General features: G+C 37.7%; 10 protein-coding genes. All 10 read right to left on the bottom strand.

The window, feature by feature from the left end; translation table 11 throughout:
* Positions 1–70: 70 nt before the first annotated feature.
* Entirely contained in the window at positions 71–823 is a 753-nt protein-coding gene (locus tag WAA20_RS09845; protein WP_073387873.1) for an amino acid ABC transporter ATP-binding protein, read from the bottom strand.
* 148 nt (positions 824–971) lie between these two features.
* A complete protein-coding gene (locus tag WAA20_RS09850) occupies positions 972–1,628 on the bottom strand; it encodes an amino acid ABC transporter permease (protein ID WP_073387871.1) in 657 nt (218 codons plus the stop codon).
* Between the two features lie 13 nt (positions 1,629–1,641).
* Positions 1,642–2,436 carry a transporter substrate-binding domain-containing protein gene (locus WAA20_RS09855; RefSeq protein ID WP_073387870.1) on the bottom strand — a complete coding sequence of 265 codons (795 nt, stop codon included), beginning with the start codon at positions 2,434–2,436 and terminating at the stop codon, positions 1,642–1,644.
* A gap of 445 nt (positions 2,437–2,881) precedes the next feature.
* A complete protein-coding gene (locus WAA20_RS09860) occupies positions 2,882–3,469 on the bottom strand; it encodes a hypothetical protein (protein WP_073387867.1) in 588 nt (195 codons plus the stop codon).
* Complete coding sequence (locus tag WAA20_RS09865) at positions 3,466–5,589, bottom strand: WG repeat-containing protein (RefSeq protein WP_073387865.1); 2,124 nt, start codon at positions 5,587–5,589, stop codon at positions 3,466–3,468. The genes WAA20_RS09860 and WAA20_RS09865 overlap by 4 nt, the downstream gene beginning before the upstream one ends.
* Before the next feature lie 194 nt (positions 5,590–5,783).
* Positions 5,784–6,692 carry a hypothetical protein gene (locus WAA20_RS09870; RefSeq protein ID WP_073387864.1) on the bottom strand — a complete coding sequence of 303 codons (909 nt, stop codon included), beginning with the start codon at positions 6,690–6,692 and terminating at the stop codon, positions 5,784–5,786.
* A 331-nt stretch (positions 6,693–7,023) separates the two neighbouring features.
* The gene (locus tag WAA20_RS09875; RefSeq protein ID WP_073387862.1) at positions 7,024–9,147 is read right to left on the bottom strand and encodes a SpoIIE family protein phosphatase; all 2,124 of its coding nucleotides are present in this window, start codon (positions 9,145–9,147) and stop codon (positions 7,024–7,026) included.
* 115 nt (positions 9,148–9,262) lie between these two features.
* Positions 9,263–10,201 carry an ATP-grasp domain-containing protein gene (locus WAA20_RS09880; RefSeq protein ID WP_073387861.1) on the bottom strand — a complete coding sequence of 313 codons (939 nt, stop codon included), beginning with the start codon at positions 10,199–10,201 and terminating at the stop codon, positions 9,263–9,265.
* 109 nt (positions 10,202–10,310) lie between these two features.
* Positions 10,311–12,377, bottom strand: a complete 2,067-nt coding sequence (locus tag WAA20_RS09885; RefSeq protein ID WP_073387859.1) for an MFS transporter — start codon at positions 12,375–12,377, stop codon at positions 10,311–10,313.
* Positions 12,378–12,404: 27 nt separating this feature from the next.
* Positions 12,405–12,704, bottom strand: coding sequence for an STAS domain-containing protein (locus tag WAA20_RS09890; RefSeq protein ID WP_073387858.1), 300 nt, complete (start codon positions 12,702–12,704; stop codon positions 12,405–12,407).
* Positions 12,705–12,714 lie beyond the last annotated feature (10 nt).

Here is a 12,714-nt window from a genome sequence, read left to right on the forward strand (position 1 = left end):
AATACAAAACGTTATTACTATAAAATCAAAATTCTAAGTTGCATTCTTGATCACGAAATAGAAATCTATTTTATTTGGAAAGACCTGATAAAAATTGTCTGGTCCTCTCCTCTTTCGGATTCTCTATGAGGTCTTTTGCAGGACCTTTTTCTACTATAACTCCATCATCCATGAATATGGCTATATCAGCCACGTCTCTGGCAAAAGACATCTCGTGAGTTACGATGATCATGGTTGTCTTCTGGTCTGCAAGATTACGGATTACTTTGAGAACTTCTCCTGTAAGCTCAGGATCTAGTGCTGATGTAGGCTCGTCAAAGCACAGTATATCAGGCTTAAGGGCAAGTGCTCTTGCTATAGCAACTCTTTGCTGCTGTCCGCCTGAAAGCTGGTGTGGATAATTATCCATGCGGTCTGAAAGGCCCATCTGATCAAGAAGCTCTTTGCCATGCTTTATGATCTGAACCTTCTGACTGTTATCAGCGTTAAGGAGCGGCGCAAGAGTTACATTTTCAAGTGCTGTATACTGAGGGAAAAGGTTGAACTGCTGGAAAACAAGGCCGAAGTGAAGTCTGTTTCTTCTAAGTTCCTCGGCATTTGTTACAGGTTTTGCGCCATCAAAGAGCTGCTTTCCCTTAACAGTGATCGTCCCAGCATCAGCAGTCTCAAGGAAATTGAGGCATCTAAGGAGGGTCGTTTTACCGCTTCCTGAAGATCCTATTATGGATATGACCTGTCCATCCTCAAGATCAAAGCTTATTCCCTTTAAGATCTGTGTATTATCAAATTTCTTTTTTAAATCTCTAACTTCTAAAATTGGCATATTGTTATTGGATTCCTATTATGAATTATGTTGATTTCATATATATTGCCGTTAGGTTTTTATGAACTAACTGGTTTTATTTGAATGTTTATTTTATGATTTTGCTTCAAGTAGTTTGGGTAATAGATTATTTCTGAAATAACTATCATTATTTGAAATAGCTCAGCTTCTTTTCAATATATCCAAACAGGCATGTCAGAAGTCCGCTGAATATAAGGTAGAAAGCGCCTGTGTAGAATAACGGCCAGATTATACCACTACTCTTGATAAAGGCCTGTCCATTCCAGATGATCTCATATACGGCGATTACTCTGGCAAGAGATGTATCTTTTACAAGAGTGATGACCTCGTTTGAAATAGGCGGAACGATTCTCTTTATAACCTGAAGAAGGATAACTTTAAAGAAGATCTGCTTCTTGGTCATACCAAGGACCTGACCGGCTTCATACTGGCCTGCAGGAATAGACTGGATGCCGCCTCTGTATATTTCTGAGAAATAGCATGCGTAGTTGATAACGAATGCCACAAGGGCTGCAATGAATCTACCTGTTGTGCTTGTGCCCCATACATTTATTCCAAGGAATATTCCAGGGCCATAATACATGACAAGGAGCTGCAGCATAAGCGGCGTTCCACGGATTATCCATATGATAAATCTTACGGGATATTTGATTATAGCGGCCTTGCTCATTGATCCAAAGCAGATAAAAAGGCCAAGAGGAAGGGAAAAAACAAGTGTAAGTGCAAATAACTTGATAGTCCCTAAAAAGCCCTCTAAAAGGGATAAAGTTACTGTATAGAACATGGATACCTGCTCCTTATTTCTGCTCTACAAGCGCATCCTGTACGCCGTATGTCTTAGCAACTTCCTGCATAGAGCCATCTGCATAATAAGCTTTGAGCTGGTCGTTTATATATGCTGCAAGGTCTGAACCTTTGCGGCAACCGATACCATATTCTTCAGTTGTAAGTTCTACTGTGTGTGTAAGATCTGTATAGCTTGTGCCGGCGCCAACCATAGCTCCAGCCATGAGAAGGTCGATGATGCAGGCTCCGGATGTTCCTGCTGCAACTTCCATTACAGCATCTGCCTGAGATGTAACAGATGTGTAGTCAAAACCGTTATCAATAGCTGCCTGTTCACCGGCAGATCCTGACTCAACTGCAAAGCTAAGTCCCTTAACATCGTCTACAGTCTTATAAGAATCTGCATCAGCATTTGGAACTACAACTACCTGCGCGTTGTTAAGATATGCGTTTGTACATTCCATAGCGCTTGTAACTTCGCTTGTAAGAGTCATTCCGTTCCAAACAACGTCAATTGACTTATTCTCAAGCTCAAGGATCTTGTTGTCCCAGTCGATCTCTACGAATTCAACTTCTACGCCAAGAGATTCGCCAACCTTTTTGGCCATATCAGCATCAAAACCGATCCAGTTACCGTTTTCATCCTTGTAATCCATAGGAGCAAAATCTGTGATTCCTACGATAAGGGTTCCTTTATTCTTGATATATTCAACGTCGCTTTCTGCGCTCTTCTTCGTATTTCCACATGCAGTCATGCCAATAACCATAGTAAGTGCAAGTAAAGAAGCCATAAGTTTTTTCTTCATAATATTAATTTTCCTCCAGGGGTGTTTTTAATGTGATAATCTTTTACCACTCTACCATACTAAAGCATAGTTGGCAATACTCTATTTTCATTTGGTCAAAGAATGCTATTTCTGAAGCTCTACGTATGCATAAAAAGACACAGCCTGCTAAATTAAACAAGCTGTGTCTTACTCATTTTATATGAACATGTTCATAATATATATGCTCTTTTCACATCTCTATTTCTTATATCTGTCATGAAATACTTGGATTTGTATTATGATATTCTGATTTATAGTTCTGTAAAACATAATTGGAAAACATTAGTATTATACAGATCTTCAACAGATCCAAGATGTATATCCAAAAGGGATGTCCTATTTCTGCAAGGATTAAGTATGCAAAGATAGCAATACTTATCGGAATATAGATTGCGTATATTTTAGGTATATACTTGGTCATTTCTTAACTTTCTGCCTCCATATTGACTGGCCTTTCAAAATCTAGTATGCAGTGAATTCGTATTAGTTCTCTGAAGAAACATAAAAGGCCTAAGATTATTAAAAGACCAAATCCATGCACTACTATCTCAATTATAAAGAAAACAGCAATTGTAGAATTTAATAGAGTCCATGTTTTGTTTTCGTTATCGTCAAATGCAGAATCCAATTTTTGTATTGCAATATTTTCAGATACAAACTCTGCTACAAAGAAAAACAGGTATATATATGTTAGTAACGTACTACCATAATCTATTTTTCCGTGTAAACAGATCGTAAAAACAAATTCCAGAAAACAAAAGCCTGTGAAAAATAAAAAGTATTTACTTGGATTATTATAAGCATCTTCTAAATCATATTTTTTTAGAACATAGTAGGAAAACAGCAATATTACGCATATTTTCACCAAATCCATAATGTATCCAAAAAACACATGACCTATTCCTGTGATGCTACCAAATATAAATAAAGCAAAGCTAAGTGGAATATAGAAAGCATATATTTTTGGTATATATTTAAGTATCTTGTTATCAATAAAATTAATCAGCTTCATTTCTTAACCTTTTGACCCCATCGCAGTGTAACCTGAATAAATCCATTTCCTAATGATACCCAGTCAAACTGTGGTTCATATATCCAGTTTCCATTGGCATCAAAAATGCCATATTTGCCTTTTTTGTTTTTTACAACAGCAACAAGTTCTGATTTATTATCATGGCTGCTATTAACAATGCATGAAGTTTCAATATATTTATACTCATAATCTAGTAACAGTTCTCCATTTTTACCAACAAGACCATACAGACCAGTTGATTCATCTTTTACAACAAGTAAACTTTTTTGGCCTTCGTCAGGATCTTCTATTATTCCAAGATATTCTCCATCTGCGCTGTATACTTTAGCTTCAGCTGTTGTCCAAAATAGTACTGTACCATTTGAATTTGATATGCAGTGGTAACTATAATCATCAATATCTAATACTTTTGATCCGTCATAAAATATTGATCCGTAGCAACCGCTAATGATGGCAATTAGTGGCTTTTCATTAAAAGTAGAGACACTAACATCAGAGTCATGTTGACGCAATTCACATATAAACTGACCTTTGTAATCTATGACACTATCGCAATATTGATCATGATATTTGCAAGCTTTAAAAATGCCGCTTCCTAAATATTCCAGATAGTCACATTTAATTTCTACAGGCTCACTATTAGATGATAATATGACCCAATTATTGATATCATATGGAAAAAACATGATATCTGCATCGTATGCATAATAATAATCAGAATTTTCATCGATTTCAGATAGCTTATATTTTTGAGGATTTATGACTGTTTTATTATCGTAATCAACTATCCCAACGCAGTCATCTTCTGTAATAACAATGCAATTATCTTCACTTTCATTGTTTGTATTATAGTTTCTTATTATTTCTTTATATTCAAAATTGATATAAATGTTTCCTAAGCGGTCTATTAGACCTCTTTTGCCATCTATCTCAGCAATAATGTAATCATCACTAGACACCCATGAATCTAAATAATCATATTGTGAATCCGCTAATTTATTACCATCTTTATCGCAGATATAATACTTTCCATTGTTGTCTTGAATAATAAAGAAAGAAGGTATATTGCTAACAAATGATTGTTTTAAACACTCTATATACTTGAAGCTTTCTCCCAAAACATCGTTGCCTGAAAAATCTAAAAGCATATAATTACCATCGCTATCTTCAGTAATAATTCTTTCAGAACTTTCATCTATATCTATATCTTCGTAAGATGGCTCAAGTATTATGTTTCCATTTAAATCGCATATACCGCAATAATGTCTGCCATTATCTTTCTTGTCAAAATATAACAAGCTACCAAAATCGTGAATATAAGAGTAATCCGCATCTAAAATTACATGTCCATCAAAATCATACGCACCATAGCAGTCGGTTCCGTCTTTTTTTTTCATAACTTGAATATAAGTATCATTATTGTCGATGCTGATTCTAGAGAAATTTGGTTCTATTATCCATTTATATTCAAGATTCATCACACCCTTAAGATCAGTACTTGTTGTAACAAACAGTAAGCCCTTATCTATATAGGAAGTATCTAAATAGTCGTAATCAGGCTTATCTACCCAAATGCCAAATTTATTAGCAATCCCATATTTTGTGTAATAGCTTCTATGATCCAATAAATAAACATCACCATTATTAAGAGTGCAAGAATAGTTTGTGTGTGTGTAGGGAACACTGTGATACATCATTTCATAAATTGAATTTATTGCAAAATCTTTAGGTGAATTATAGAAAAAATCCCACCAAAAGGAACTAATATAATTATCAGTAGTTAAGTTATCAGGAGTTAAAGTATCTGAATCTTTGTTAGTCTCAAAGTTATAGATTCCGCTCTGTCTATTATAAAATTTGCTTCTCTCGCTCCAATTATTAGTATATGTGTACGTTACTGTATTATTGTTATGAATATCCAATGGTTCTGTACTCTTATGAGAACAAATAATATTCCCTTCTGTATCCAGAACATATCTGGTTGGTCCTTTGTTGCAGGAATTTAGGTAGATGAAAATTGCAGAGATTATTACTGCAGCAATTAAGAATCCCCCTAGAATTTTTAGATCTTCTTTTAACCTTTTTTCATACGTTGACATTGTTATTCCCCAATAACATAAAAATTTTAGCTTGTTAATTCTACCTTAAATAGATGATTATGGCAAATCGAAGATAAATCCGGAGAAATAGGCTAATGTATTACAAAAATTTGCCTGACAAACAGATAGAGATAGAAAATCAAAAAGACGATGGGGCAAAACGCTTACCCATCGTCTCTTGTCTTCTGTTGTTCTTATCTTCTTAATTTCTGTCTTTGTTGAGCTATAAATGTAAGTCTCTTAGTAATCTTGTCCCTTATAAAGCTCTGGCTGTCCTCCTTTACAAGGAAGTACATGTAGGAGTCAAGGACTACGGACTGAGGAAGGCCGCGGCCGACTAATTTGAAGTTGCGGAAGCCTCGCTTTATGTAATCATTCATCTGTTCCTTGGAGATAAAGGCGGGCTTATTCTTGCAGTCTTCGAAGGTCTTCTTTTCCTGTCTGTTGGGACATGGAAAGGGTCTGGCAACTTCGTATTGGAGCTGCTTCAAAGCTTCGTCGCGGTAATGCTCGAGACGCTTGGGACAGTTTGGGAAGCAGATCTCGTCGACGAGTATTTCTACTCTGTCTGCCATGGGTTCGAGCTGTTTGAGTACGTCTTCGTTATGATTCATGTCATAATCAAGAACGACCATAAAATAGTCTTTGTTAAGCTCTGAATAGAGCTTTTCTGGATCAGTGATTCTCTTTGTTGTAGATGAAATGAATTTAAAATTTGGATAGTTCTTTCTAAGATAACCTTCCAGGATCTGCGTGTTAACAAGAACCTGATTCTTGCCATTGTCAGCAATGTGCATGATCAGATTGCAGAAGGTGTCATCAAGATGTTTTTCTTCGATAAGCGGATTGGTCCAGGTGAAGCGGACCGGAACATTTTTAGAATTATAGAGCTTGATGATATTTTCAATCTCGTTTTTGGGGCAAAAGCCAAGAACAGTTCTGCCACCATTCCATATTGCTCCCGGGAATGTGCCGTAAACACTACCAACACGGTAATTATCGTAGAAGCAATCCGGATATTCCTTCATAACATCAATAAGAGTACTGTTCAGGTCTCTGAACACACTAAACCCTGGCAGGTGCCAGTAAATATAATCATTCATTCCCCCAAATCTTCCCTTCTCTTTTTTTAGAGTAACCCAAATCGAAAAAACGATATGCAAACATTATACAACAAAGAACGGTGTTTGGGGCAAACAAATGTCATAAAATGTACAAAAACATGTGCCAAAAAGCTAGTATATCCATCAATATTACTTATAACATTGTTTAATAGACATAAATAATGAACGAAAGCACATAACAAGAGCAATTATAGAATCGATCAAAATTACTTATACTTCGTATATTTTTGAAATGAGAAACAGACAATCAAGTATTTTCATAAAGCTAATAACCTTCATACTTTCAAAATCAAATGTTCAGTGAGACTAATCACTCCTTATACTTACAAAATTCAAAGCTCAGCATGGTTATATCATCAAACTGCGGTGCTCCAGCAACAAATTCGTCTATATCTGCTCTTATTGCTGGCAGCAGATTTTCAGGATCCTTGTCGATATTGTTATTAAGGAAGTCAGTGAGTCTATTCATGCCGTACAGCTCATTATCAGCGTTTGTAGCTTCTGTGACGCCGTCAGTGTACTGATACAGGCGATCTCCGGGTTCCATTTTGAAGGAACCTGTCTTATAGACCATATCTTCCATTCCTGCAAGGACAAAGCCTGCCTTGATCTTCATTTCCTCATAGACATACTTGCCATCTTCGCCTTTGTGCATGATAAACGGGTGCTCATGGCCTGCGTTGGCGTATCTGACTTCGCCTGTTCTTAGGTCTATAACAGCTTCGTATGCAGTAATGAACATGCCGCCTTCGTTGGATTCGCACAGGATTGAGTTAACTTCTTCAAAGATGCTGGACGGATCAGTATCGGGCTTCGTATGGTCTTTGATCAAAGTCTTACCGATCACCATGAAAAGAGCTGCGGGTACGCCCTTACCGGATACGTCAGCTACTACCATGGCAAGGTGATCTTCATCAACATAGAAGAAATCATAGAAGTCACCGCCGACTTCCTTTGCAGGATGCATGGTCGCGTATATCTTATATTCAGCTTTTTCTGAATAAACAGGGAAAATAGATGGCAGCATACTTGCCTGGATCTGGGTTGCGACGTTAAGCTCCGTACCGATCCTTTCTTTTTCTGCAGTAGCATATTTTACGTCTTCCATGTAAGTCTTAAGGTCATCTTGCATTTCATTAAATCTTTCTGCAAGCTGTCCGACTTCGTCGCCGCTTTCAACGGGAATTTTTATGTCGAAGTTACCTTTACCGATAGCCTTAACGTTTTTGGCAAGTGCCTGCATCGGACGTGTGATGGTTCCTGATACTGCGAAGGATACCATGATCAGGATGATACCGATTACTGCAAAATATATGATGAAAAGCTTATTGATATCAAAGAGGCGCTTTTGCATTTCTTCCTGTGACGTGGCTGTCATCATGTCGCTTTGCTCCTTGGCATGATCTGCAGGAAGGGTTACTTCTGAAGTATTTATACTTGCGCAGAATATCCATCCTGTCTCTTCAAGTTTGGAAAAAGCAACATAGCTATTTTCATCTTCATAGACAGTTTCTACGATTCCGCTTGTTTTACCGGAAAGAGCCTTTATAAAGTCATCATTATCAAAATGATTATTGATATCCGGGTCAAAAGACGCTTCATCCATATCCTTATGAGCTATAAAGTTGTAATTATCATCAAGGATAAAACATGCGCCTGTATCGCCTACTTTCATGGACATGACATCATCGATCAGATCCTGGAGGGCAACATCAGATGCAACAACTCCTGCTCTATTGCCACTTGCATCATCATAGGTCATAGCTGCTGTAATACAAGTATTGCCATAAGAATCAAGATATGTCGGAAGCCATACCAAAGTACCGGGAGCATTCATTGCTTCTATATACCAGTCACGTGCTCTTGGGTCGTAATCAGGATTGAACTGATTGGATCTTGAATATCTGTAGGAAATACCGCTTTGGGTGCCAATATATATGTTATTGAGTATTTCAGTATTTTCAAGAAATGGTGCAAACATATATTCGCAATTAGACAATATCAGGACTTCTTTTTGAATTTCAGGCGTTTCTTCAATACCTTTAACAAGGAAATACTTAGAAGAAGCTTCTCCCATAACTGTTTCGTCAGGGGCAGGAATATCATTTCCCACAAAATTGGAAGAATCAGTATACAGACTGCTGGTATATTCAGCTGACTCAGTAACTATTCTGTTAACAGAGTAAAACTTCTCGTTAGCGGCCTGGGCCTGCTTTTCAACGATCATTACAAGATAATTATTGGCCTGATCAAGCAAGGACTCCTTGGCAATTGTAGACGAATTAAGGCCAAGTGTTATGTTGGTCTGTTCGAATTCGTCGACCATGGAATTCATGAAATAGGCTGATGCTCCAAATATGATAAGTAGTGATCCAAGGGACATTACCATTATTACGAGGAGAATCTTGATACTGATCTTCATATTCTTAAACATAGGAGTCCTCCTGATTTGAGGCTGTTATCTTCGATATTGATTATCTGACAATATATCTTTAGATATCCTGATGTCTGATTGTCTATATTCTGACTTCAGATATACAGATATCTGATTATCTATCTTGGTGCTGGTTCAGGGCTGTAAGTAATATCTCTTCAATAAAATCTTCGTAGGCAATGCCCATAATCTCAGCTTCTTTGGGCATTAGTGAATATCGTTTAAGGCCGGGAACTGCATTTATTTCAAGTACGTAGGGCTTTGAGTCTTCATTGGACACCATAAAATCCACTCTTGCAAGGCCTCTTGCATAGGTGATGTTCCAGACTTTTCGAGCTACTCTTAATATTTCATCTTCTGTATCCTTATCCAGTCTTGCAGCAGTCGCATCGTAGTTGCCGGTAAAAACAATTAGCTCAGGGGCATCCGGATCAGATTTATTAAGGTCAAGGTCCTGGCCTTCTACTACAGGAAGAGAGATGATCTCGCCTTTACTTTCATATATACCTGCTGTATAAAATTTACCTTTTACGTATTTTTCCAAAAGGATCGGATCGTCGTATTTGAAGATGTCATCAATCTTTGAAAGTTCGCCTTCGTTTTGTATCAGGGCAATTCCGAAGCTTCCGCCTTGTGTGGGGGCTTTGGCTACAAAGGGGTATCCAAATGCGGCAAAATCAAAGTTTTTGTTGTCGTAGTCTTCTTTTTCCAAAATCTCCCACTTGGGAGTTCTGATGTTATATTTATCAAAAAGCGATTTGCACAGTATCTTGTCGTTAATAAGGCTCGCTGCTCGAAGGCCGCTTCCTGTGTAGGGAATGTTCTCGTGTTCCAGCATCCCTTGAAGCGTGCCATCGCCGTGGCCCTTGCCCTGAGTGCAGACAAAAACGACATCGGTGTCGGCAGCCTTTATGGTCGCCATTATGTCATGACCAAATTCTATGAGCTTCGTGTTATAGCCGCGTGAATTAAGGGCGTCAGCTATATCGTGAGCATTTTTCGCAGAAGCGAACCTCTCTTCGGAAGTTCCGCCGTATACAATACTTACATTCATACTGTGCCTCTATTAAAAAAATATTTGACCATTACTTGATCTGTACTATCTTTTATATGATCATGATCTAATATGTATTAGCTTCATAAAGCTACGTAGAACCTTAACTTTATCTTCTGTTTGCACTACTGACATTTCCGATTATCATGAACATAATCGCTGCACAAAGGAATATTATTCCCAGCACCCTGATTCCTGCCTGATAGCCAATCACGATGGCAAATGCAAATACAAATGGTCCAATCATCTCGAGCATCTTTTTGGTAAAAGAAAGGACAGATAGAGACTTTGATGCGCCAAGCTTTTTAATTGCAGGAAGATCAAGATAATAATTGTTCTGAACGCCAAAGCCAAAACTGTCGGCAAGTCCAAGCAGGCCTGCGCCTGCAAAAGCTAGGATAAAGCCTGATCCAATGCCAGGAAGGAACAAAGATATTGCGATCATCACGCTGTAAACAACATTTATTTTCTTTAAAGATCTTCCGTTACCTGCAAGAAGCACAGAAAGCAACGGACCTGCATATACTATTATCATTCCGTATATAAGCTGCGCTCTTCCTACATCGGTGGTACTTCCGCCTATGCTCTGGAAATATAACGGAAGGTAATAACTAAGATAAGATGCTGCTATACTTGCAGGAGCTATCATAAGGATTACGAATATGATTGCCTGAAGCTTGTCAGAAAATCCAAGAGAACCTTCTTTAATTGAGATCTTTTCTTTAATCGAGATCTTTTCTTTAATTGAGATTGCTTCTTTAGTTGAGATTGCTTCTTTAGTTGTAATTGCTTCTTCATTAGCAATTATTTCAGCTGAATCACTAAAGTCTTTAGCTTCCAGTTCTTTAGATACATCATTAATATCAGCTTCCTTATGTGGCAGAACAGCGTTTTCAAGCTTGATTATGAATAGAGATGTCGTGATCGTAAGAACTGCAGAAATATAAAATACGATTCTGTAGCCGAATATATCTGCCAGTATGGCGCCAAGAGCTGAACCGCAGTTCATACCTGCGTAAATACCTGCATTCAAGAGGGCAAAGCCAAGAAGCTGCTGTTTTGAATCTTTGCCAAACAAAGACAGATTTCTAAGCGTCATCCAGCAAAGCCCGTATCCAAGGCCAACTACAGCTCTTGAAAGGATAAACATCACAAGATTCCCTGATATAGCTGAAAGGAAGGTGCCTAAAGCTACCAGTATAAGACCTGATATAAAGGGGAGCTTCCAGCCTTTTTTCTCAAGGATAATGGTCGTGATAAAAATGGCCGAGCATGTAAGAAGGGTCTCTGCCGACTGAGGAAGGCCTGCCGCTGCGTTGGCTGAAATAAATGAGATGGGATTAATGAGCTCTTTGGCCATGGTGGGAATAAAGGCGGATGACAGCCTTGATGCAAAGTAAAACAAAAATGAAATCTGCCTTATGTAATATAAAGATGAGATCATGCCGTCTGAATCATCGGCTTTAACTTCTGACGGAGCTCCCTGATCAAAGCTCTTTTGCATATTTCTTTTGATGATCTGCAGGATCAAAAGAACCATCTCAACTGAGAAAAAAACAGATGTGATCAAAACCGTGATAAGATTAAGCGCAATGCTTTTTATCACGCTGATATTATGATCATAGTTTACGATAAAGCTTATACTTCTTCCTTTGCTGAAAGGATAAGTATGTTCATCATAAACATCATAAGTAGCTTTCGTGCCGATGAGGGATGCATCAGATGAATGAACAACATTCATATCCTCATCAAGTATCATGATATCCGTTATCGTATCATTTAAAATATGGGGAAGGCTTCTATCAAGCTCATTTTCTGAGATTTTTTCAATTCGAGTAATATTATTTCTGATCTCAGTATATGTCTGATAATTGATCATCTGATTACGAACAGATAATATTTCAAAGAAAAAAGCCACCTGAATAATGACAAGAACAGTTATGAGCATGGCATTGATGTTAGCAGCTTCCAGCTGTCCTTCAATGTTGAAAACAGGTCCCTTTGCACAGAAAATAGCCATAGCAAGGACTGCTATAGCTGTCAGAACGATAAGAATACTGAAGGGTACTGACGTATATTCTGAAGGTTCATTAAAATTAAGAACCCACAAAAATACGGCAACCAGTATTATTGTAAATGCTGATCCGGCAAATAAATAGGCTCTGATCTTATTCATATTATGCGCATTTTGAAAATTAGTGATTTAAATTATATTGAGAATATCTGAAAATCCTGTTACCTCAAAAATGTCTTTAACAGCATCACATACATTTTTGATATACATTTTGCCCTGCTTGTTCATAGCCTTCTGAGCTGAAAGCAAAACTCTGAGGCCTGCGGAAGAAATATACTCTACATTTGTCATATCAAAGGTAAGCTCTGTAGAATTTCCAAGTTTTTCCTTAAGAACTGCCTCAAGCTGTGGAGCTGTCGTGGTATCAATTCTTCCATCGAGAGTTACATTCATCTTTCCACCATCATTTGTCGCATTAATATCCAGCATCTTTTCCTCC

The sequence above is a fragment of the Butyrivibrio fibrisolvens genome, assembly GCF_037113525.1.
GTDB classification, from domain to species: Bacteria; Bacillota; Clostridia; order Lachnospirales; family Lachnospiraceae; genus Butyrivibrio; species Butyrivibrio fibrisolvens.